This is a genomic window from Psychromonas sp., from assembly GCF_047632955.1.
Lineage (GTDB): Bacteria > Pseudomonadota > Gammaproteobacteria > Enterobacterales > Psychromonadaceae > Psychromonas.
This window is the reverse complement of sequence record NZ_JBLIED010000010.1, coordinates 39,255-62,131: the sequence shown is the minus strand read 5'-3', so window position 1 is coordinate 62,131 and position 22,877 is coordinate 39,255. Positions and strand designations below refer to the sequence as shown.

Below are 22,877 nucleotides of genomic sequence, written 5' to 3'. Positions count from 1 at the left end.
CTCCTTCATTTTTCATTTCCTATTATGCGGTTTTGGTTTTGTGATATTGATGCACAGCCGTGGTGATAGCGGCTATTAATGCAGGATTGATTGAAGATTCTGCAGAGCTCATTGTTGCAGGACTCTGCTGAACCCTTTTTTTATTAACAACTGGCTGATCTGCTGGAATATATTTCGCCATCAAATTGACAACAACCATTAATAAGCCTAAAAACAGAAATACGAAGGCCATCCCGAGACCTAATAATTGCAACGCGGTTAACAGTAACTGATTGATATCCATAGTTCTTTATCCTTTTCTACACTGATCTAGTCGGTATATTTCAATAAACAGCTTTTAATGAATAAATATTCACAAATATTTTTTTTTATCTATCAACCCCTTGGCATGGACATAAGACAATATATTGGAGTGCATGAAAAAGCACTTTACGAGCATATTAAGTGTACCTTAACAGCATATTAAGTGTACTTTTTTTTATATTAAATGTGAACAGTGCAGAGCGCTTAGTGTAAACCTTCAGAAGTTCTATAAAAGTATATATTTTATAAAAAGAGAGGTGTAACGCAAAAAAAGAGGGGTAATGTAAAAAACACATAAAAATGTATTTTGCAGATGATTTTATGGCTTGGATAAAAATTGTATTGGATTATTGTATTGGATTGAAGATCGTAAACAGGGAGATATAGATAGTTTATAAAAAGTGGTGCGGGTGAAGGGATTTGAACCCCTGACCACCTGGTTCGTAGCCAGGTACTCTATCCAGCTGAGCTACACCCGCATAGTGCATAATATTAATAATTTAATATTATAAAGCTCTTAAAAACAAAAAACTTACCAGAGTAAGTTTATAAAGAATGGTGCGGGTGAAGGGATTCGAACCCCTGACCACCTGGTTCGTAGCCAGGTACTCTATCCAGCTGAGCTACACCCGCCGCGATATTCTTTTGTCTTTAATATTTGATATTTGATATTTGATTCTTATACGTACCACTTCCTGCAAAAAAAGATGGTGCGGGTGAAGGGATTCGAACCCCTGACCACCTGGTTCGTAGCCAGGTACTCTATCCAGCTGAGCTACACCCGCTTTAAGAATCTACAAGAATGGCGGTGGAGGAGAGATTCGAACTCTCGAACGGGCTATAAACCCGTTACTCCCTTAGCAGGGGAGCGCCTTCGGCCACTCGGCCACCCCACCGTCGTCTTGTGGCGCACATAATACTGTCTTCTAAAAACAAGTCAAACATTTTCTGACAAGTGACTTCTGTTTGCTTATTTATTATACCAAATTGCTTAATTAGCTTCGTACACGGAACTATTATGCTCAGCGCGTCTTAGCAGCCTTGTATTAGAAACGGGAAACCTTCTTTCAATTTAACCCTGCATATGCTGGATTTTTAACCTACCTTCCCGTGAGCCGCTTAAAAAGCACTTTAAATAAGTAAAAAAAAAGAGCCTACGGGCTCTTTAAAAGAATAACATTATTTTAAATCATGACTTAAGAATGCTGTTTATTCGCTATTTTTTTCTGCTTGAATCCGCATATAAATTTCTTCACGGTGAACCGATACTTCTTTCGGTGCGTTTACACCAATTCTTACTTGATTACCTTTTACGCCCAAAACGGTAACGGTAACGTTATCGCCTATCATCAGCGTTTCACCAACCCGGCGTGTTAATATAAGCATGCGCCACTCCTGTTAGGATTAATCTATCCGTTGATTTAAGTATGGACCAGTACAGGCTATCTTGCCCGTGTTTTTACTGCACCATATCCCAAAATTTATTTTTCTTCTGTCGGGTCATTTGCCAGCTCAAATGCTTTATGCAATGAACGCACAGCAAGTTCGAGATACTTACTATCAACCAGCACTGAGATTTTTATCTCTGACGTTGCAATTTGGTGAATATTAATACCCTCTTCTCCCAGTGTTTCAAACATTGTTTTAGCAACACCCGGGTGGTTCCACATTCCAACGCCTACGACTGAAACTTTTGCTATCTCCTTATTACCCTGAACATGATCTGCGTGCAATAAGACACACACTTTCTCTAATAGTTCCTTGGTTTGCTGATAATCTTCACGATGCACGGTAAAAGTGAAATCTGTTTTCCCGTTACCGACGGTATTTTGTACTATCATATCCACATCGATATTAGCATCACCAATAGGAGAGAGAATTTGTGCGGCAACGGTCGGCTGATCAGGTACACCCGATAATGTTAAACGGGCTTCATCACGATTAAACGCAATACCGGAGATAACAGGAGATTCCATTTTATTTTCCTTATAACTGATTAGAGTGCCGCCACCATCTTTAAAACTTGATAGAACACGAAGGGGTACATTATATTTTCCTGCAAACTCGACTGAGCGAATTTGTAAAACCTTAGCGCCTAAGCTTGCCATTTCAAGCATTTCTTCAAAGGTAATACTGTCTAAACGGCGTGCATTGGGTTCAACACGCGGATCCGTTGTATAAACACCGTCAACATCGGTGTAAATTTGACACTCATCCGCTTTTAAAGCCGCAGCAATAGCAACCGCAGAGGTATCCGAACCTCCCCTGCCTAGGGTGGTAATATCATTAGTTTCTGAGCGGCCTTGAAAACCGGCAACAACAACTACCCGCCCAAGTTTTAAGTACGCCTTAATATTTTTTGTTTCGACGTCTAAAATACGCGCTTTATTATGACAAGAGTCGGTCTTTAAACGGATCTGATCCCCAGTCATAGAGACAGCATCAACACCTAAACTGTGTAATGCCATTGATAAAAGTGCAATCGTAGTTTGCTCACCCGTGGTTAATAGCACATCCATTTCACGCGGACTTGGATTGGCTGTTATCTCTTTGGCGAGCGCTATCATACGATTTGTCTCACCCGACATCGCGGATAAGACAACTACCACATCGTGACCTTCTTCTCTTGTTGTTTTCACTTTTTCAGCAACGCTTTTTATGCGCTCAATATTACCTACTGAGGTTCCGCCATATTTTTGAACTAATAATGCCATCGTTATTTCTCATCTATTCACGCTATTGACATAGCAAATCTATCTATTACAAACGTTCAATTAACCAGGGTGCGACTAATGCGAGTGCATCCGCTAAAGCTGCAGGATTATTACCTCCTGCCATTGCCATATCCGGACGACCACCACCTTTCCCACCTACAGGACCGGCAACCAGATTAACTAACTCCCCGGCTTTCACTTTTTTGATTAAATCTTTAGTCACACCGGCGATTAAACTGACCTTATCATCGGTTGCGACTGTCGCTAAAACAACAATACCTGATTGCATTTTATTTTTCATTTGATCAACACTATCACGCAATGATTTAGGATCAATTCCTTCAACATTTGCAATAACAACCTTTACGCCGTTTATCTCAATGGCATTATCAATTAGATTAGCGCCTGCTGCACCGGCAATTTTTGCCTTAAGCTGAGCGACCTCTTTTTCTAATAGTTTGCTGCGATCCACAAGCTGTTCTATTTTTTCGCCGAAATTGGAATGATCTCCCTTAATCATGCTGCAGGCTTTATCAACTTCTAAGAATATATCTGCAATCGCCTGATCTGCAGCCGTGCCTACGGTCGCTTCTATACGACGGACACCGGCAGCAATACCGGACTCGGAGCGCATCAAAAACAAGCCCAGATCACCCGTACGCTTGGCATGAGTACCACCACACAACTCAGTTGAGAAGTCGCCCATCTGGACAACACGTACCATTTCATCGTATTTTTCACCAAATAGGGCCATAGCACCGGAAGTCTTAGCTTCTTCTATGTCCATTAAATTAGTCACAACTTCATAGTTATTACGAATTGCCTCATTCACCAAGTAAGTTACTTCGCTCAGACAGTCCGCAGACAGCGCTTCAAAATGGGAGAAATCAAAACGTAATTTTTCCGCGTCGACCAAGGATCCCTTTTGAGTAACATGTTCACCTAAGGTTTTGCGCAGCGCCGCATGTAACAAGTGGGTCGCCGAATGATGCAGTGCGATAGACTGACGGCGCGCTGAATCAACTTCGCCATGCACTTTGCCATTCAACATTACTGAACCCATGCTGACATAACCGCTATGCAAAAATGCACTGCCGGATTTTTTAGTATCGGTAACAACAAATACGCCATTGTTAAGTATTAACTTACCAGCATCCCCGGATTGACCGCCGGATTCAGCGTAAAAGGGTGTGGTTGATAAAATAACTTGTCCGCTCTGACCTTCGTTTAACGAGTCGACAAAAGCCCCTTCTGCGACTAAGTGAGTTACCGTTGCCGCACTTTCCAGTGTTTCATAGCCGACAAATTCAGTGTCGTTATCAATAATCAGGGCATCATTATAATCTGTGCCAAAATTATTAGCCTGTTGCGCGCGTTTGCGCTGCTCAGCCATTGCACTATCAAAACCAGCCTGGTCAATGATCAAACCGCGCTCACGGGCAATATCGGCGGTCAAATCAGCCGGGAAACCATAGGTATCGTAGAGTTTAAAAACCACATCGCCAGGAATTACCTGATCCTTAAGATTATCCAATTCACCATCTAGAATCTGTAAACCACGATCCAGTGTTTTTGCAAACTGCTCTTCTTCCAAGCGTAATATTTTTTCCACAAATGCACGTTGTTTTGCTAGTTCAGGGTAAGCTTCACCCATCTGATTAATCAGTTCTTCATATATTTTGAAGAAGAAAACGTTTTTCGCACCCAGTTTATTACCGTGGCGTACTGCACGACGAATAATTCGACGCAAAACATAACCACGCCCTTCATTGGAAGGCATCACGCCGTCACAAATCAGAAAACCGCAGGAACGAATATGATCGGCTACAACACGTAATGATTTGTCTTCAAGATCGCTTGTTCCGGTTACTTCGGCAACTTTTTTGATTAAACCCTGGAAAATATCAATCTCGTAATTTGAATGGCAGTTTTGCATGATCGCAGAAATACGCTCAAGTCCCATTCCCGTATCAACAGAGGGTTTAGGTAAATTTTCCATGGTGCCGTCGGCATGACGATTGAACTGCATGAAGACGATATTCCAGATCTCGATATAACGATCCCCGTCTTCTTCGGGTGTTCCCGGAGGACCGCCCCAAATATCTTCACCATGATCATAAAATATTTCGCTGCAGGGACCACAGGGACCGGTATCTCCCATTGACCAGAAGTTATCTTTTGCACCAATGCGTGATAGACGCTCAGAATCTACACCTATCTCATCCAGCCAAATTTTTTCAGCTTCCATGTCTTCATCAAAGACAGTGATCCATAATTTCGCTTTGGCTAGCCCTAATTCAACGGTTAAATATTCCCACGCAAAGCCAATCGCTTCACGCTTAGAATAATCTCCAAAGCTAAAATTCCCTAACATCTCAAAAAAGGTATGATGACGCGCCGTATAACCAACATTGTCTAAATCGTTATGCTTACCTCCGGCACGCACGCAGCGTTGACTGGATGTGGCTCTTGTATAAGCTCTTTTTTCAGTACCAAGAAAGGTATCTTTAAATTGATTCATGCCGGCATTGGTGAACAATAGGGTGGGATCATCGTGAGGTACAAGTGAACCGCTGCTTACGCTTTGATGCCCTTTTTTAACGAAGAAGTCGCGAAATCCCTGACGAATTTCAGTAGTTGATTTGGTCATGAGTTATTCCATGTAAGGTATCTGTTCCGTTATTCTATGGATGAATAAAAAAACGTCAAATAAGCTAAAAGTAAATGACGTTTAATATAGCATGTCGCTTGAAAAGGACAAAGAAGCTAACGGGAGATCAATTTAATTTACATTAATAATGGAGGAATTTTTTTCTTCTGTGGCTATTATATTTAACCTGAACTATTTTTTTGAGTATTATCAAGCAGTAAAAGTGGGTGGCATAGATCTAAATAGCGCACTTATTAGGGGAGTGAATTATTATTCCAAGCACAGACTTTATTAAATTAACTAAAATCAAGCGATCAAAAAAGGCGAGAAATATCACGCCTTTTTGATCGCTTGATTGCTAGTCTATGGCACCACGATGCAAATTTAACTTACCGGATTAAATCTCTTCGGCAGGTACTTTTTTATCTTCAATGACTTCTGCTTTTGGCATTAACGCTTCGCGAATTTTAGCTTCAAGCTCATTGGCTGATACTGGATTTTCTTTTAAGTACTGACTTGCATTGCTCTTGCCCTGACCAATTTTAGCGCCATTGTACGAGTACCAAGAACCCGCTTTTTCAACAAATTCTTGTTTAACACCCAAATCAATCAACTCTCCGAAATGGTTAATACCTTTACCGTATAGAATCTGAAACTCAGCTTGTTTAAAGGGTGGCGCGACTTTATTTTTAACTACTTTTACACGGGTTTCATTACCAACAATTTCTTCACCGTTTTTAATTGCGCCAATACGGCGGATATCTAAACGCACGGAAGCATAGAATTTAAGTGCGTTACCACCCGTGGTCGTCTCGGGATTTCCGAACATAACCCCGATCTTCATACGGATTTGGTTAATGAAAATAACCATGGTATTGGTCTGTTTGATGTTCCCGGTTAATTTACGTAATGCCTGCGACATTAAACGTGCTTGCAGACCCATGTGTGAATCACCCATATCACCTTCAATTTCAGCTTTAGGTGTTAACGCGGCAACGGAATCGACAACCACCACGCCTACTGCACCAGAGCGCACCAGCATGTCACAAATCTCTAATGCCTGCTCACCGGTATCCGGCTGAGAAATAAGTAGGTTGTCCACATCCACGCCGAGTTTTTTAGCATAGGTCGGGTCAAGTGCATGCTCGGCATCGATAAATGCACAGGTTTTACCTTGTTTTTGCGCTTCAGCGATAACTTGTAAGGTTAATGTTGTTTTACCAGAACTCTCCGGTCCATAAATTTCAACACAACGGCCGTAGGGTAAGCCGCCTATACCCAACGCAACATCCAGACTGAGTGAGCCAGTTGAAACAGAATCAATTTCCATCGATGCCGCATCATCACCCAAACGCATGATTGAACCCTTACCAAATTGTTTTTCAATTTGTCCTAGGGCTGCAGCTAATGCTTTTTCTTTGTTTTTATCCTGACTCATTTTATCTCCAGATTTGTGTGATGGTGCTTTTATTTAACTGTATATGCACTCAGTGCTTGTCGCTAAGTATACTGTTGATTTACACAGTATCAAGTGCTTTTTTTGTTTTTATGATCAACCGCGTTTAATCAGTATATTAGCCTGTTCATTCTATTTCAATGGCCTCAATTAAACCAAGTAATGCCAGGCGTATTGCCTGCGTTCTTACATCAGAACGGTTTCCGGTAAATAAATAGGTTTCAGTTTTACTGGCTGAATAGACGTTATACCAAGAGATACACACTGTGCCAACCGGTTTTTCATCTGTTCCTCCATCAGGCCCGGCAATACCGCTAATTGCCACCGCGAGATCCGCATCGGAATGGGTTACCGCACCGATCGCCATGGCTTCAACCACCTGCTCGGAGACTGCGCCAAAGGCTTTAATGACCAACTTTTCGACACCCAGCATCTGTATTTTCGCTTCATTGCTATAGGTCACAAAACCGCGATCGAACCACTGTGAACTTCCAGAAATTTCAGTAATAGCGTATGCTACACCACCACCGGTACAGGATTCTGCAGTCGCGGCAACTAACCCGGCGCGGTTTAGTTTTTCACCTAGGACTTGCGCTAATTCTTGAACGGTTCTTTCAGTGAACATAGGTTTTCTCCAATAAAGATCCAATATAATTGGAAATGAAAATGCAAGTGTTCTTATTATATAAAGTTATCATTTATTAAGTGTATTCATTATGACGTCAAGTACGCAGCAATTACAACAACATACCCCAATGATGCAACAATTCTTAGCCATCAAAAGCGAAGTGCCCGACACCCTGCTTTTTTATCGCATGGGTGATTTTTACGAATTGTTTTTTGATGATGCACGCAAAGCCTCACAGCTTTTGGGTATATCCCTAACCCAACGCGGTAAAACCGGTGGTAATGCCATTCCCATGGCCGGTGTTCCATACCATAGTGTAGAAGGATATTTGGCAAAATTAATTGCGATGGGTGAATCCATTGCAATTTGTGAGCAAATAGGTGATCCAGCCACCTCAAAAGGCCCGGTTGAACGAAAATTGGTGCGTATTATCACGCCGGGGACGGTGACCGATGAAGCTTTACTTAATGATCGTCAGGACAATTTGTTATGCAGCGTCTACCAATTGCAAAATACCTTTGGCATTGCTTCCTTAGATCTTGGTAGCGGCCGTTTTATTATTAACCAATTCCAGCACACTGAAACCTTACAAGCAGAATTACAACGCCTTAATCCTGCCGAACTTTTATATCCTGAAAATTTTGAACACCATGATTTAATTGAACACCTGCCAACCATTCGCCGCCGTCCTGAATGGGAATTTGAGCTGGCCACCAGCAAAAAAATATTAAATCAACAATTCTCCACCAAGGATTTAATCGGATTTGGGGTCGAAAAGGCCGAGGTTGCCCTGTGTGCCGCGGGCGCGTTACTGCAGTATATTAAAGATACCCAGCGCACCAGCTTGCCGCATTTACAATCGATCAAGTTAGAGCAAAATATTGATAGCGTTATTTTAGATGCAGCCACTCGGAAAAACCTGGAATTAACCCAAAATCTTTCCGGCGGTTATGAAAATACTTTAGCAGAAGTTCTAGATTTTACCGTCACACCAATGGGAAGCCGATTATTAAAACGTTGGATACATCAGCCGATCCGCAATTTTAATACCTTAACTTACCGGCAAACAATGATCCAAACATTAATCGAACAGGATCTGAGTGCTGCGCTGGCTGGACCGCTCAAGCAGATCGGCGATGTTGAGCGGGTCATTGCCCGGTTGGCATTACGCTCTGCCCGCCCACGCGATTTAACGCGCTTGCGAACCGCGTTTTCATTATTACCGGAACTCCAGCACTTGATCGCTGAGATGCCCGCTGAGCTGGTCGGTAAGCTCAATAAAGAGATGGGCTCCTACCCTGAATTACTGGCCCTATTAGAAAAAGCGGTGATTGATAATCCACCGGTTATTATTCGCGATGGAGGGGTTCTTGCCGAGGGTTACAATGAAGAGTTGGACCAATGGCGAAGCCTTGCCAAAGGCGCAACCGATTACCTTGAACAACTTGAAATTCGCGAGCGTCAAGCCACCGGCATCAGCACTCTGAAAGTCGGCTATAACCGGGTGCATGGTTATTATATAGAAACCAGCCGCTCACAATCGGATATTGTGCCCGCCCACTACGTCCGCCGGCAGACCCTGAAAAATACCGAACGTTATATTATTGCCGAGCTGAAAGAGCATGAAGATAAGGTTTTATCGAGCAAGGGCAAAGCGCTGGCGTTAGAGAAAAAACTCTATGAGCAGTTAATCGATTTGCTATTACCGCACCTGCAAAATTTGCAGTTAACCGCGCAAGCGCTGGCCGAGTTAGATGTCCTTAATAACCTTGCAGAACGCGCTGTCACACTCAATTATGTGCGTCCGACTTTACAAGCTGAAAACGGCATTGAGATTGAAGAAGGCCGTCATCCGGTCGTTGAACAGGTAAGTAAAACGCCCTTTATTGCCAATCCGATCAGCCTTAATGACCGGCGTCGTATGCTGATTATTACCGGACCGAACATGGGCGGTAAATCCACTTATATGCGCCAGGTTGCGTTAATGGTGTTGATGGCCCATATCGGCAGTTTCATTCCTGCCCAACAGGCTAAAATAGGTCCGGTGGATCGTATTTTCACGCGGATTGGCGCATCGGATGACCTTGCCAGCGGACGCTCCACTTTTATGGTAGAGATGACCGAAACGGCCAATATATTACATAATGCCAGCAAAAACAGTTTGGTATTAATGGATGAAATCGGCCGCGGTACCAGTACTTTTGACGGTTTATCGCTGGCTTGGGCATGTGCTGAACAATTAGCTAAAAAAATTCAAGCGTACACACTGTTTGCCACGCATTATTTTGAATTAACAACCCTACCGGAAAGCATTCCCGAGCTGGTCAACGTTCACCTGGATGCCGTTGAACATGGTGATAGTATTGCCTTTTTACATGCCGTACAGGAAGGCGCTGCTAACAAAAGTTATGGTTTACAGGTAGCAGCATTAGCAGGTGTTCCCAAAGAGGTGGTTAATAATGCCAAAAATATATTACGGCAGTTAGAGTTAGGTGCGGGCCCTCAAGTAAACTTAAATGCACAATCGCCGCAGGCAAGTTTAGCGTTTGATGAAGCACAAACGAATCAAGCTCTGTTGTTATTGGCAGATATTGATCCCGATGAGTTAACCCCTAAAAAAGCACTTGAGCTCATTTACTTATTAAAAGAACGGGCATAAAAAAACCGGGTAATGGACTGCCCGGTTACTTTAAAAGAGCGCTGCTTTTTACTGTTTTACCCTGCGACTGCTAGTCGCAAGATGCTGATTAAATTCTTCCTGACTAAGCAGCGCATCAGCATTTAGATCCAGCTCTTCAAAAGTGAACGACTTGGCGTTTTGATTCGCGCCCGCACCAGGAGCATTTTCCCTGCGCTGTTTAACAGCAGCCTGATATTCCTCTTTTGTCACTTGCCCATCGGTATTTTTATCCATTTCCTGATAGGTCAGCCGATACCTTACCTGTGAAGCAGTTTGATTCTTCATCTGGCTTAGATTGCCTTCCGGATTAGCCAAAGGTCCAACGGCATAAGAAAAACCAACAACAAACACCGTCATTACGACAAAGACAGTGAGCATTTTACCATTCATGATATGTCCCCTTTTTATGTTTTAAACCTAATACAATTGTAGTTTAAAAAATAAATGAAAAGGTGATTTGCTTCTATTTTTGAGTACAGTTAAAGCTCATTCGCAGAGTCTTAATAACGCCTCGAGCGAAGCCTTTAATGGTGCAAAATAAAAAGCAAATATCTTCAAACGGTTTGATTAGATATGCGAACCTGGTAAATGACAAAAGACATTGTGATTTATTTTAAGCACTAGTACTGAGCACTGTTTTGAGGCTTAGATAACGGCCCCAGGTTTTACAATCTTATCCATCCCAATTTTAATAAAGGCGTTAATATAAGCGACCTTTTGATCTTCTTTTTTGATCGCCGCATAGAGTGTTTTATAGATGCCTTTTTTACCCAAACGAATTTTTTTAACATGATATTGAAGACTGTAGCTGTCGGCCAGCCATTCCGGTAATACACACACTCCGCGTTGATGCTCGACCATTTGTAACATGATAGCGAGCGACTCAATTTGTTTATGCGCTTTAGGCTCAACCTGTCCGGGCCATAAAAACAACTGAAAAACATCTAAGCGCTGCTTTTCTATCGGGAAAGTAAATAACATCTGATCGTGCAAATCTGCGGCAACAATGTGACTCTTTTTAGCGAGGGTATGTTGTTCGGGTACGACGAGCACCTGCTCGTATTCAAATAACGGATAAAATTGTAATTCTTTATGCTCATAAAAATCAGGTGTAATCAGTAAATCAACCTGCTGATTGATTAATCCGTTGATTCCGGAAAATTGAAATTGCCTGATAATATCAATATCAATATTTGGCTGAGTCCGTAAAAACTTCGCAACCACCTGGGTTAACCATTCCTGACAGGGATAACATTCCACTCCGATCCGCAACAAGCCCTGTAACCCCTCTCCCATTGCTTTTAAGGTCATTTCGGTTTGCACCAAAGTCGGTACGGTTTGTTTGCCAACCTTCAGCAATAACTCACCGGCCGGCGTTAAACGCAGACGACGTCCGCAACGCTGCCATAATTTTACGTTTAACTTTTTTTCAAGGTAACGAATCTGGTGTGATAAAGCCGATTGGGTTAAACATAAAGCCTCGGCCGCCTGGGTTAAGGTGCCCTTTTCATGCAATGCAATCATGATTTTTAAATGCGACAACTCGATCATTATGAATATACCTCATGGTTTTGCGATAATTTATCATTATTTTTCATGGTTTATTCTAAATACAATGATCATCAACTTCAATCTATCACCCTATTTAAAAGGATAATAAAAATCATGGCTAAATTACATCACTTAGGTTTCCCACGCATTGGCAATAAACGCCAACTAAAATTTGCCCTGGAAAAATTCTGGGGTGGTGAATTAAGTGCCGACCAATTACAAACAACCGCCTACGGTTTACGCCGGAAAAACTGGCAGGATCAACAGGAATTAGCGCTGGATTTATATACCGTTGGTGATTTTTCACTTTATGACCAAGTGCTTGATGCGAGTTTTTTAGTGGGTAATATCCCGCAACGTGCCAAACAAAGTGACCAGGATAATAGCTTAGATAATTACTTTAGGGTAGCTCGGGGCCGATCGCAGTCACAGGAATGCTGCGCGGGATCTCATGGACACTCGGGTGAGAGTCAGGCAGGCGAAATGACCAAATGGTTTAATACTAACTATCATTACATCGTGCCGGAGTTTGATGCACAGACCACTTTTTCGTTAAACGCCGAGCAGCTGCTGGAGCAGATTGAAGAACTGCAGCAAATCAATAAAAATGTTAAACCTGTGATCATCGGTCCCGTGACCTACCTGTGGTTAGGCAAAGAAAAAGATGACAGCCAAAAACTCGCGCTACTGCCAAAGTTGCTTGAGGTTTACAGCGAATTATTGGCATTATTGGCAGAAAAAAATATTAGCTGGGTGCAAATCGACGAGCCTGTTTTAGTGTTAGAAATCCCAACACAATGGCAGGAAGCACTGCAGAGCAGTTATCAGAAATTAGGGCAATCTAAGGTTAAGCTGCTCTTAACCACTTATTTTGGTGAGCTTAAGAATAATTTAAAACTAGCCTGTGAACTACCCGTTGCAGGTTTACACCTGGATGCGGTTAACGCGCCACATGAAATAGAACTTGCGATAGATTATTTAGGCGATGAAAAAATATTATCTCTGGGCGTTATCAATGGCTGTAATATTTGGAAAACCGATCTTAATCAGACCCTAGAGCAATTACTGCCTATCCATCAAAAACTACAGGACAGATTATGGCTGGCACCCAGCTCATCATTATTGCATGTCCCCATGGATCTTAATAATGAAGAGAAACTTGATTACGAAGTTAAATCCTGGCTGGCTTTTGCGGTTCAAAAATTACAGGAACTGAGCCTGATTGGTCGCGCTTTAAATGAGGGTTTAAGCAGTGTTCAAGCGGCCTTTACTTATAATAAACTGTGTATTGAAAGCCGCAGTGACAGCAACCGCGTCCACCAACAAGACATTAAAAACAAAGTGCTTAATATCACCCCTGAATTAGGTCAGCGTAACCAGGGTATAACCGAACGGGAGCCCCTGCAGCAATCTTATTTAAATCTGCCCAGTTATCCAACCACCACCATCGGCTCTTTTCCGCAAACCAGTGATATTCGGCAATTACGTAAAGCGAAACGCTTAGGTGATATCAATGAAGAGCAGTATAAAAAAAGCATTAAAGAATCCATTGAATTTTGTATTAATGAGCAAGATGAGCTTGGCCTGGATGTCTTGGTGCACGGTGAAGCAGAACGCAATGATATGGTTGAATACTTCGGAGAGCTTCTTGACGGTTTTGTGTTCACCCAATTTGCCTGGGTGCAATCCTATGGTTCACGCTGCGTTAAACCGCCGATTTTATTTGGTGATGTTGCGCGCCCTAAAGCCATGACAGTTGAATGGGCAAGCTACGCACAATCTCTGACTGAAAAAAAGGTAAAAGGCATGCTTACGGGTCCGGTTACTATATTAAACTGGTCTTTTGTACGTGATGATCAGCCACTGCAGACCACTTGTATGCAGATTGCGCTGGCCATTCGCGAGGAAGTACTTGATTTAGAAAAGGCGGGCATTAATATTATTCAGATTGATGAAGCAGCGCTGCGTGAAAAATTACCGCTGCATCGCTCCCAATGGCAGCAATATTTAAACTGGGCAATCGCAGCCTTTCGACTCTGTGCCAACGGTGTTGACGATAAAACCCAGATTCACACGCACATGTGTTATTCCGAATTTAACGATATTATCGCAGCCATTGCGCAAATGGATGCCGATGTTATTACCATTGAAACCTCGCGCTCGAATATGGAATTATTGAATGTTTTCGAAGAGTTTAATTACCCCAATGGAATAGGACCCGGCGTTTATGATATCCATTCTCCCAACATACCCGCTGTTGAGCAGATGGTAAACTTAATGAAAAAAGCGGCCCTGCGTATTCCGGCTGAGCAACTGTGGGTTAACCCTGATTGCGGTTTAAAAACCCGTCGCTGGGAGGAGGTCAAACCGGCATTACTGAACATGGTGGCTGCAGCCAAAGAACTGCGCGCCAGCTAATCAGTGTAAGCGGTTAATAAAAATAGCCTTAAGCGACTCATAAAAAGGGAGAGATATTTTCGTTATCAACGCTAATCTCTCTGCCCTCTTTTGCATTATTTTAGACTAGCGGGGCTAAATCAGCAGGACGGTAATAAACAGATTTTAATACCTTACCTTGACGAATTATCTTACCGGACAGTTGCACATCTTGTGCGCATTTAGCGATAATAAAATCCCCCTTAATACTGTCAACCAACTCAACCCCTTGGCCCGCATAAAATTGCTCGGTTTCCTGATACTCCTTGGCATTGCGGCAAACTTTACTCATATTGCTGGAATGCACTTCGTCCCAGCAGGGTAAAAAGTTAATCTCAAGCTGTTTGGCGACATTTAAAAAAAGATCAACCAAATAGCTTATCTCCATATGCTCACCCGCCTGAGTGATCCCCAAATGGACTAAGCGTCCCATCAGAACATAAATACTGTCGACAATCGCATCGGCTTGTTCAATTTTGCAGTCGGCCTGCGCCAGTTCGGTTAACTCTTCAATAATTAACGAAGTATGCAGGGTATCTGCCTGTGCGTCTAATGAACCAAGATCATCACAGGGCAGATCAAAAGTCCGACGGAACTGCTCGATATCGGCATATAAGTGATCATAAATAGGTTGCGTCAATAATGACAGTTTCATGCGTTAAACCCTAATTTCATAAAACTCAGATTGTAACAATAAAATGTTATAAAAGAGAGGAGTTCAACGTCTTAAACGGATCAGCCCGGCCGCCCCGAAACAACCTTACAAGGCTTAGCAACTGATAAAAAATTCAGACTAGTCAGCTATTATTCATTTATTTAAGCCAATAGAACAGGTTATAATGATCCTGAATTTTGATAGCGGTGATAAAGTTTGTACTCTTTAAACAGGGCTTACTAGCGCAATTTTATTTATTTTAAGGCGCATAAACAAACACAACATGCATGCATATTACAAAGCAATACCCCAACGCCTTAGCCATTCATATTGAGAGGAATAATTGAAGCAGATAAGCCTTAAACAAGAAGAACGTTTCTCGATCAAACTCACTCATCAGATAGATCAGGGTCAGTTTCGTCGCATTGATGTTTATTTCTCTCTGCCAAAAGAGATGAGTATTAATAAAAATACGCTTCCAGAGGTTGATTATTTCAATGCGGGAGTGCGAACTCGCAGCGCTTATTTTACTCAAGGTTTACATTTACCCCTATTACACAGCCGTTTTGCCAGTCGTATGAAACGTTCCACGGTTGAATATCGCAACCATCTTAATCTCTTTGCTTATCAATATGTGACCGCCCTTAATACCGATATGCATGAAGCAATCAAGATCAATGATAGTGAAAAATTACGGGACTTTTATGATGCCGCGCAGGAGATTATCAATCACAGCATGGTCATTTTAAGCAAACACCGTAGCCATGCACCTAAAGATACCAAACTGGAGGCGATCTTTGAAAATGTGGATAACTACCTCTCCTGGTATACAGAGCAAACCATACTGGGCATGTTAGCAAACAAACCGCGTGTATCCGAATTTTCGGAAGATCGTCTGGCATTGCTGCAAATCTGTAAAAATGAAAACTTATACCGCAAAGCAAGATCCTATAACTCGCAGCCAACACTTGACGATCCTAACCGGATTGCCAATAAAATGCGCCTGTTACGCCGCTTAATTGAGTATGGGGTGATTTTTAAAACTGACACTCAAGCATTGGGTAACATCACCCGTAAAGTTGTGACCGGTGTTGCTACCGCGCTGATCATGTGCGTGGTGCTGGTATTAATTATTAAAACGCAAGGTGCTTTTAGTACGCTGACCTCCCTGATGGTATTTATTCTGGCGATTATTTACGGGGTACGGGAAGTTTTTAAGGATGATTTTAAAAATATTCTGTGGCGGTGGATCCGTAAAGGTAAACCTAAATGGGCGAGAACCTTAATCGATCCGACCAGCAAATCGGAACTCGCCAAACAAAAAATTTGGCTTGATTATATTAAGACCGACAACCAGCCGCTCAAAACCCGACAGCTGTTGGCGAAACGCAATCTGCAGAATAAACAAAGTTCGGAGATCTTACATTTTCGAATCGATACCAAGGTCGTTCGCCAGGGCTTTCAACCGGGTTATGACACGCTGGAAGAAACCATCGATTTTAGCTTATTACCTTTTGCGCGCCATTTAGAACGCGGCAGCGGTAAGCTCTATGAGCAAAATGAGACCTCATCAAACAAAGAAAAAATTAAAACCACCTCCATTGAGCGACGCTATCAGATAAATGTGGTGGTCGCATTAGATCAGGGTAAGTACACCGAGCAGTTTGAACGTTATAAAATAACCTTAAACCGCTCTGGCATTATTGATATTGAGAAAGCAGGCAAAGCAGCCCTGCAGAATAAACCGGAAAGAAGGCGTTATTCTAAACTGAGATCATTATTACATTTTAAAAAACGGCGCTAAAAGCAGCCATTGGATTAGCTATTATTCTGCAACCAGGGTTTCAATGCGATAAAAACCCTGCTCATCAACACCTAATAGTTTGGCTAAAAATGGCAATGATGCCTGCATCTCTTTTTTTAATGTCCAGGGAGGATTAATAACAATCATGCCGCTGGATGTCATGCCCATCTCATTCGAGTCTTCCTGAAGACCCAATTCAAACAGTTGAATATTCTTAATACCCGAGGCTTTAAAGGCTTTTTCCATTTTATCAATGGTCGAACGGTTAACCACCGGATACCAAAGTGCATAGGTGCCCGTTGCAAAACGCCGGTGCGCTTGTATTAATGTTTCCACCACCTCGTAATATTCAGTTTTAATTTCATAGGAGGGGTCAATTAAAACAAAACCGCGTCGCTCGACGGGTGGCATATTGGCAATCAGGCCTTGTAGACCATCACTTTTAGCCATTTTAATTTTCCGGTTTCCTGAAAAATTAGCGCGCATATTAGTAAATTCATTGGGGTGTAATTCAAATAAAGACATGCGATCTATTTCGCGTAACATTTGCAGCGCAATGCTCGGCGAACCCGGATAATGCTGCAATTGAGTCTGAGCATTAAATTCAACCACTTGTTCCATATAACGGACCACGGGAGCAGGTAAGTCTGCGCGTCCCCATAATGGGAAAATACCATTATTAAACTCTTTGGTTTTTAAAGCCTCGGAAGACTGAAATGAATAAGCTCCGCAGCCCGCGTGGGTATCAAGATAACAAAACGCTTTCTCTTTTTTGAGCATATGGTCAATAATTGATGTAGAAACAATGTGCTTTAACACATCCGCAAAATTACCTGCGTGAAAAGAGTGGCGATAGCTCAGCAAAAATAACTCCAGAAATATAATAGATATAAGCCGTCCAGTATAAATAAAATTATCAGCAAGAGCACTAAAAATAAAAGCTTATCTCGGTGCTATCATGCTATTATTGGCGCCCGATTTATTTCTGTCTATCGCCTTAAAAATGGATGTTCAATGCAATCTGATGCACTAAACCCCCTCGAAAGACGCACCGCTATCTCCCTTTCCGTCGTCTTTGCATTACGTATGTTAGGCCTGTTTATGATCATGCCGGTCTTTGCCATTTACGGACAGGATCTGATTGGTTATTCACCGATCTGGGTAGGTTTTGCGATCGGAGCCTATGGCTTAACTCAGGCATTATTACAAATTCCCGCGGGCATGTTGTCTGATAAATTTGGCCGTCGACCGATTATTTTTATCGGTTTAGTGCTTTTTGCTATCGGTAGCATAGTGGCAGGCTGTTCAGAAAGTGTTTATGGCGTAACAGCCGGACGCGCGATTCAAGGTGCCGGTGCTATTGCCAGTGCGGTGTTAGCCCTGGCCGCCGATGTCACCCGAGAAGAGCAACGCCCCAAGGCAATGGCCATGATCGGGGTAAGCATTGGCCTTGCCTTTGCGTTGGCAATGGTTGCCGGTCCGGTTTTAGCTCCAATCATTGGCTTGCAGGGTTTATTCTTTATCACCGCAGCCGGTGCCCTAGCAGGCATTGCGATCGTCTATTTTGTGGTGCCGCAGGTTGTCAGTAAAGCGCCCAGAGGTGAAACGGTTGCCATTCCCGCTTTACTTGCAAAATTAGTCAAAAATCCGCAACTGCTGCGTTTGGATTGCGGCATTTTTATTTTACACATGGCACTCACGGCAATGTTTGTTGTATTACCCGTGCAACTGCAGCAGTTGCATCTGCCTGCAGCGCAACATTGGCACTTATACCTGCCGGCATTATTAGTTTCATTTATATTAATAGTACCTATGCTTATCATGGCGGCTCGCAAGCGCATGAACAAACAATTTTATCTGTTTGCAATTTTGTTAATGGCGATCAGTTTACTCGTCATGTCACTTAACTCTCAATCACTTATATGGATGTTTGTGTCCATTTTACTTTATTTCACGGCATTTAATTTTTTAGAAGCGTCATTACCGGCATTTATCTCAATGCTTTCTCCCGCAGGCTCAAAGGGCAGCGCGATGGGGATCTATAGCACGTATCAGTTTTTAGGTGCTTTTTTTGGTGGGATTTTAGGGGGATTTTCCTATAAACTACTCGGTAGTAGTGGCTTATTTTTATTTTTAGCCGGGTTAATGGTAATTTGGTTTTTCATCTCATTGGGTATGCATAATCCAAGTAAAGTCCGCACCCATACTATGACAGCATTAATCAAGGATGAAAATCATGCGCAGTTAATGACTGAACAACTCATCACGCTGAAGGGGGTCTTAGAGGTCGTCATCATTGTTGGGGAACAAACAGTTTATATCAAAGTAAATAATCAAGTTTTTGCACTGAAAAAAGCGAAAGAAATTTTAGCAAATACTTAATCTACAACATAAATCATCAAGCAGTAAGCGGAGCAAAAACATGTTTAACCGAAGTGTAAACAAAGTAGTCTTAGTCGGCAATCTGGGAAAAGATCCGGAAATGCGTTATATGCCAAACGGCAATGCAGTGGCAAACTTAACTCTGGCAACAACAGAAAGCTGGAAAGACAAACAATCCGGCGAGCGTAAAGAGAAAACCGAATGGCATCGCCTGACGGTATTTAACCGTCTCGGTGAAATGTGCGGTGAGTATCTTAAAAAAGGTGCAAAAATTTACGTCGAAGGTAAATTGCAGACTCGCAAATGGCAGGGACAGGACGGCCAGGACAAATATACAACCGAGGTTGTTGTCTCGGAAATTCAGATGATGGATTCACGTAACCCTGCTCAGTCGGGTGGCCAGTCTTTCCAAGGTAACGCACAGCAGGGTAACGCACAGCAAAACAATCAGGAACCGCAGCAAAGCTGGGGTAATGCACCACAGCAGGCGCCAAGTCAGCAACCTGCGCCGCAAATGGCCCCTGCTTACCAGCAACAAGCGCCAGCTCAACGCCAGCAGCAAGCGCCACAGCAGCAACAGCAGCAACAGCAAGCGCCGACACAGCGTCCACCTGCGCAAGCACCCGCACAAGCAGCGCCGACTCAATACAATGAGCCGTCAATGGATTTCGATGATGACATTCCTTTTTAGTTTTCAAAAAATTAAAGTGTATACACAAAAATATTTTTTTTAGCTTAAAGCCCCTAACTTAGGGGCTTTATTCGTTTTTGTGACTGTAAAGTTGTCGATAGGGTGATTTTTCAGATCTCATTTTTTCGCTATTAAACAATATGCTTTTGTTACAAGTAAGCTGTCGATATAGACTCAGTTAAAATAGAAATAATTAAAAGGATGCTTTATAGGCAATGAATAACAAAAAGATAACAGAGCAAATGTCAAATTTAAGTACTTCAACGACGATCTTTAAACGGGTTATAAAAAATGCTATTTTTTATAACCCCCCCTCTTCTGGTTCACTTCTGTCGAGGATTATTAAGCTTATTACACCTTTACTGTAAAGAGAAAACTGCCATGCAATTAACTGAGTCGATAGCCAAACAGATTGTAAAACGCGCTATGAAAATCATTAAATATTCGGTCAATGTAATAGACAAAAACGGCATAATTATCGGTTCAGGTGATCTGCATCGAATTAACTCTCGTCATGAGGGTGCTGTGTTGGCAATCAATGAAAACCGCATTGTCGAGATCGATAATGCTACCGCAAAAAAATTACGGGGTGTAAAACCGGGTATTAATCTGCCGGTTATTTTTCAGCACCAAGTCATGGGTGTTGTCGGTATCTCCGGCGATCCTGCTGAAGTCCATCATTATGGTGAACTGGTTAAAATGACGGCGGAACTGATCATCGAGCAGTCAGCATTAACCACGCAAATTCAATGGAATAAACGCCATAGAGAAGAATTGGTATTACAACTGATTCAAGGCTCGCTGTTAAATGAAGGGCAGCTTGAGTCGATTGCAGAAAGGTTAGATTTAGATCTTGCCCAGCCCCGAATTGCCGCTATTGTAAAAATAGATTCCTTTAATGGCGATCATCTATCACTTGAGTACCTACAGGAATTAGTCGAACTACTTGAGTATCCGGAGCGCGATAATATTGTCGCGATTGTGTCCGTACCAATGAACGAAGTCGTCGTATTAAAGCCAATAATATTAAGTGATTCCGACTGGTCACGCAAGGAAGAAGAAAAACGTATCCAGCAGCTAATTAAGCGTATTGCCAGTGAGGGAAAATTTACTATTCGTATTGCGTTGGGCGGCTATTTTCCGACACTGCATGGGTTATCTAAATCCTTTATGACCGCCAAGGCAACCATAGAATCCTCGAGCAGCAAAGGTAATGTTTTATTTTATCAGGATAATATTCTACCGGTTTTATTTCATGGTCTGAAAAATGATCTCTGGCGTTATGATCAATTGTGTCAGCCGGTTACCGGATTAAAGAAAAACCACCAAGAAACATTACTTAAAACATTGACGGTATTTTTTAATCAAAATTGTGATATAGCTCAAACCTGTAAAACACTCTATATACACAGAAATACTCTGCGTTATCGACTTGATAAAATCGCACTTGAAACAGGCTTAGATATCAACAAGATAGATGAAAGAACGCGACTCTATCTGGCGGTTATAACACAATAGAAAAGTTTATTAAGTTGTGCAAGTGCACAAAATAATGTCATTTTCATCTGCGACATTCTGTTCAACTGCCTATAGGTTATTGGCCGAGGTTATCATAACTTGCTCTCTACCTTAATAACCTTCGGAGTTAAACATGATTGAAGTATCTACGCTAGGTGCACTGGCAGCACTCGTTGTCGCCATTTATCTTATACTTAAACAAGTCCCGCCCGCATACGGTATGATTATCGGTGCTTTGGTGGGCGGTCTTATTGGCGGCGTATCGCTCACTGAAACAATTACCTTAATGATTGGCGGTGCCCAAGGCATTGTTACCGCGGTACTGCGCATTCTTGCAGCCGGTATATTAGCCGGTGTGCTGATCGAGTCTGGCGCGGCTACTTCCATTGCAGAAACTATCATCAAAAAAGTAGGTGAAACTAGAGCACTATTAGCTCTTGCTATTGCTACCATGATATTAACCGCTGTCGGTGTTTTTGTTGATGTTGCTGTTATTACTGTCGCACCTATTGCATTAGCCATCGCACGTCGCGCTAATTTGTCGAAAATGGCCATATTATTAGCTATGGTCGGCGGTGGTAAAGCAGGTAATGTAATGTCACCGAACCCCAATGCAATTGCAGCAGCCGACGCATTTAATGTACCGCTGACTTCAGTAATGGCGGCAGGTATTATCCCCGGTTTATGCGGTATGGCGCTGGCTTACTTTCTTGCCAAAAAACTGATTAATAAAGGCGCAAAAGTTCAAGCCAATGAAGTACATAGTATTGACCATTCTAACATGCCCGGTTTCGGTGCAGCTATTGTTGCTCCATTAGTTGCTATAGGTCTGCTGGCGCTGCGCCCTTTTGCTGGCATTAATGTTGATCCGCTGATTGCCTTACCGTTAGGCGGTTTATTAGGTGCGGTTGTAATGGGCCGTTTCCATGATGTAAACCGGTTTGCAGTTTCAGGTTTAAGCCGCATGGCGCCCGTTGCTGTTATGCTGCTCGGTACCGGCACATTAGCCGGTATTATAGCCAATTCAGCACTTAAATCCGGATTAATAGAAACACTGACCGCATCCGGTCTCCCCTCTTATCTGCTTGCACCTATTTCCGGCGCAATGATGTCTTTAGCAACCGCCTCCACGACAGCAGGTACAGCTGTGGCGGCCAGTGTTTTCAGTCATACCATTCTTGAGTTAGGCGTTCCAGCTCTAGCTGGGGCTGCTATGATTCATGCCGGAGCAACTGTGATGGATCATATGCCTCACGGTAGTTTCTTCCACGCTACCGGCGGTTCTGTGCATATGCACATAAGAGACCGTTTAAAACTGATCCCTTATGAATCTGCCGTAGGTCTTCTGATTGCCGTTGTTTCTACCCTTATGTTCGGTGTATTTGGTCTATTTGTTTAAAGGAAATTCT

17 protein-coding genes and 4 tRNA genes are annotated in these 22,877 nt (G+C 42.6%); 7 read left to right on the top strand and 14 right to left on the bottom strand.

The window, feature by feature from the left end:
* Positions 1 to 22 precede the first annotated feature (22 nt).
* The 10 genes from ACJAZP_RS08680 to ACJAZP_RS08635 form a co-directional block, all read right to left on the bottom strand.
* The gene (locus tag ACJAZP_RS08680; protein WP_415230345.1) at positions 23 to 283 is read right to left on the bottom strand and encodes an oxaloacetate decarboxylase subunit gamma; all 261 of its coding nucleotides are present in this window, start codon (positions 281 to 283) and stop codon (positions 23 to 25) included.
* A gap of 422 nt (positions 284 to 705) precedes the next feature.
* A tRNA-Arg gene (locus ACJAZP_RS08675) sits at positions 706 to 782 on the bottom strand.
* 77 nt (positions 783 to 859) lie between these two features.
* Positions 860 to 936 (bottom strand) — tRNA-Arg (locus ACJAZP_RS08670).
* Between the two features lie 75 nt (positions 937 to 1,011).
* Positions 1,012 to 1,088, bottom strand: a tRNA-Arg gene (locus ACJAZP_RS08665).
* An 18-nt stretch (positions 1,089 to 1,106) separates the two neighbouring features.
* Positions 1,107 to 1,199, bottom strand: a tRNA-Ser gene (locus ACJAZP_RS08660).
* A 313-nt stretch (positions 1,200 to 1,512) separates the two neighbouring features.
* The gene (csrA, locus tag ACJAZP_RS08655) at positions 1,513 to 1,689 is read right to left on the bottom strand and encodes a carbon storage regulator CsrA (RefSeq protein WP_415230344.1); all 177 of its coding nucleotides are present in this window, start codon (positions 1,687 to 1,689) and stop codon (positions 1,513 to 1,515) included.
* Positions 1,690 to 1,784: 95 nt separating this feature from the next.
* Positions 1,785 to 3,017 carry an aspartate kinase gene (locus tag ACJAZP_RS08650; protein ID WP_415230343.1) on the bottom strand — a complete coding sequence of 411 codons (1,233 nt, stop codon included), beginning with the start codon at positions 3,015 to 3,017 and terminating at the stop codon, positions 1,785 to 1,787.
* Between the two features lie 46 nt (positions 3,018 to 3,063).
* Positions 3,064 to 5,667 carry an alanine--tRNA ligase gene (gene alaS / locus ACJAZP_RS08645; RefSeq protein ID WP_415230342.1) on the bottom strand — a complete coding sequence of 868 codons (2,604 nt, stop codon included), beginning with the start codon at positions 5,665 to 5,667 and terminating at the stop codon, positions 3,064 to 3,066.
* 397 nt (positions 5,668 to 6,064) lie between these two features.
* Entirely contained in the window at positions 6,065 to 7,105 is a 1,041-nt protein-coding gene (gene recA, locus ACJAZP_RS08640; RefSeq protein ID WP_415230341.1) for a recombinase RecA, read from the bottom strand.
* Positions 7,106 to 7,250: 145 nt separating this feature from the next.
* Entirely contained in the window at positions 7,251 to 7,748 is a 498-nt protein-coding gene (locus ACJAZP_RS08635) for a CinA family protein (RefSeq protein ID WP_415230340.1), read from the bottom strand.
* 91 nt (positions 7,749 to 7,839) lie between these two features.
* Between ACJAZP_RS08635 and mutS the strand changes: the two genes are divergently transcribed.
* A complete protein-coding gene (mutS, locus tag ACJAZP_RS08630; RefSeq protein WP_415230339.1) occupies positions 7,840 to 10,410 on the top strand; it encodes a DNA mismatch repair protein MutS in 2,571 nt (856 codons plus the stop codon).
* Positions 10,411 to 10,458: 48 nt separating this feature from the next.
* On the opposite strand, the gene ACJAZP_RS08625 is transcribed toward mutS, so the two are convergent.
* Positions 10,459 to 10,821 (bottom strand): hypothetical protein, encoded by a 363-nt coding sequence (locus ACJAZP_RS08625; RefSeq protein WP_415230338.1) that lies wholly within the window; start codon positions 10,819 to 10,821, stop codon positions 10,459 to 10,461.
* 255 nt (positions 10,822 to 11,076) lie between these two features.
* A complete protein-coding gene (locus ACJAZP_RS08620; protein ID WP_415230337.1) occupies positions 11,077 to 11,982 on the bottom strand; it encodes a LysR substrate-binding domain-containing protein in 906 nt (301 codons plus the stop codon).
* 114 nt (positions 11,983 to 12,096) lie between these two features.
* Between ACJAZP_RS08620 and metE the strand changes: the two genes are divergently transcribed.
* On the top strand, positions 12,097 to 14,400 hold the full coding sequence (gene metE / locus ACJAZP_RS08615; protein ID WP_415230336.1) for a 5-methyltetrahydropteroyltriglutamate--homocysteine S-methyltransferase: 2,304 nt from the start codon (positions 12,097 to 12,099) through the stop codon (positions 14,398 to 14,400).
* Positions 14,401 to 14,500: 100 nt separating this feature from the next.
* On the opposite strand, the gene ACJAZP_RS08610 is transcribed toward metE, so the two are convergent.
* Entirely contained in the window at positions 14,501 to 15,073 is a 573-nt protein-coding gene (locus ACJAZP_RS08610) for a nucleoside triphosphate pyrophosphohydrolase family protein (RefSeq protein WP_415230335.1), read from the bottom strand.
* A gap of 343 nt (positions 15,074 to 15,416) precedes the next feature.
* Here ACJAZP_RS08610 and ACJAZP_RS08605 point away from each other — a divergent pair, with 343 nt between their 5' ends.
* Entirely contained in the window at positions 15,417 to 16,877 is a 1,461-nt protein-coding gene (locus ACJAZP_RS08605) for a hypothetical protein (protein ID WP_415230334.1), read from the top strand.
* A gap of 21 nt (positions 16,878 to 16,898) precedes the next feature.
* On the opposite strand, the gene ACJAZP_RS08600 is transcribed toward ACJAZP_RS08605, so the two are convergent.
* Positions 16,899 to 17,741, bottom strand: a complete 843-nt coding sequence (locus ACJAZP_RS08600) for a 23S rRNA (adenine(2030)-N(6))-methyltransferase RlmJ (RefSeq protein ID WP_415230333.1) — start codon at positions 17,739 to 17,741, stop codon at positions 16,899 to 16,901.
* 150 nt (positions 17,742 to 17,891) lie between these two features.
* Between ACJAZP_RS08600 and ACJAZP_RS08595 the strand changes: the two genes are divergently transcribed.
* From ACJAZP_RS08595 to ACJAZP_RS08580, 4 genes are all read left to right on the top strand, one after another.
* On the top strand, positions 17,892 to 19,259 hold the full coding sequence (locus ACJAZP_RS08595; protein ID WP_415230332.1) for an MFS transporter: 1,368 nt from the start codon (positions 17,892 to 17,894) through the stop codon (positions 19,257 to 19,259).
* Between the two features lie 40 nt (positions 19,260 to 19,299).
* On the top strand, positions 19,300 to 19,950 hold the full coding sequence (ssb, locus tag ACJAZP_RS08590; protein WP_415230331.1) for a single-stranded DNA-binding protein: 651 nt from the start codon (positions 19,300 to 19,302) through the stop codon (positions 19,948 to 19,950).
* Between the two features lie 381 nt (positions 19,951 to 20,331).
* Positions 20,332 to 21,468: a sugar diacid recognition domain-containing protein gene (locus ACJAZP_RS08585; RefSeq protein ID WP_415230330.1), complete on the top strand. Its 1,137-nt coding sequence runs from the start codon at positions 20,332 to 20,334 to the stop codon at positions 21,466 to 21,468.
* Positions 21,469 to 21,601: 133 nt separating this feature from the next.
* Complete coding sequence (locus ACJAZP_RS08580) at positions 21,602 to 22,867, top strand: GntP family permease (protein WP_415230329.1); 1,266 nt, start codon at positions 21,602 to 21,604, stop codon at positions 22,865 to 22,867.
* The last annotated feature ends 10 nt before the right edge of the window (positions 22,868 to 22,877 follow it).

Excerpts from the sequence above, each read along its gene's own strand:
- ACJAZP_RS08680 (WP_415230345.1), bottom strand. The coding sequence starts at position 283 with ATGGATATCAATCAGTTACTGTTAACCGCGTTGCAATTATTAGGTCTC.
- csrA (WP_415230344.1), bottom strand. The coding sequence starts at position 1,689 with ATGCTTATATTAACACGCCGGGTTGGTGAAACGCTGATGATAGGCGAT.
- ACJAZP_RS08650 (WP_415230343.1), bottom strand. The coding sequence starts at position 3,017 with ATGGCATTATTAGTTCAAAAATATGGCGGAACCTCAGTAGGTAATATT.
- alaS (WP_415230342.1), bottom strand. The coding sequence starts at position 5,667 with ATGACCAAATCAACTACTGAAATTCGTCAGGGATTTCGCGACTTCTTC.
- recA (WP_415230341.1), bottom strand. The coding sequence starts at position 7,105 with ATGAGTCAGGATAAAAACAAAGAAAAAGCATTAGCTGCAGCCCTAGGA.
- ACJAZP_RS08635 (WP_415230340.1), bottom strand. The coding sequence starts at position 7,748 with ATGTTCACTGAAAGAACCGTTCAAGAATTAGCGCAAGTCCTAGGTGAA.
- mutS (WP_415230339.1), top strand. The coding sequence starts at position 7,840 with ATGACGTCAAGTACGCAGCAATTACAACAACATACCCCAATGATGCAA.
- ACJAZP_RS08625 (WP_415230338.1), bottom strand. The coding sequence starts at position 10,821 with ATGAATGGTAAAATGCTCACTGTCTTTGTCGTAATGACGGTGTTTGTT.
- ACJAZP_RS08620 (WP_415230337.1), bottom strand. The coding sequence starts at position 11,982 with ATGATCGAGTTGTCGCATTTAAAAATCATGATTGCATTGCATGAAAAG.
- metE (WP_415230336.1), top strand. The coding sequence starts at position 12,097 with ATGGCTAAATTACATCACTTAGGTTTCCCACGCATTGGCAATAAACGC.
- ACJAZP_RS08610 (WP_415230335.1), bottom strand. The coding sequence starts at position 15,073 with ATGAAACTGTCATTATTGACGCAACCTATTTATGATCACTTATATGCC.
- ACJAZP_RS08595 (WP_415230332.1), top strand. The coding sequence starts at position 17,892 with ATGCAATCTGATGCACTAAACCCCCTCGAAAGACGCACCGCTATCTCC.
- ssb (WP_415230331.1), top strand. The coding sequence starts at position 19,300 with ATGTTTAACCGAAGTGTAAACAAAGTAGTCTTAGTCGGCAATCTGGGA.
- ACJAZP_RS08585 (WP_415230330.1), top strand. The coding sequence starts at position 20,332 with ATGCAATTAACTGAGTCGATAGCCAAACAGATTGTAAAACGCGCTATG.
- ACJAZP_RS08580 (WP_415230329.1), top strand. The coding sequence starts at position 21,602 with ATGATTGAAGTATCTACGCTAGGTGCACTGGCAGCACTCGTTGTCGCC.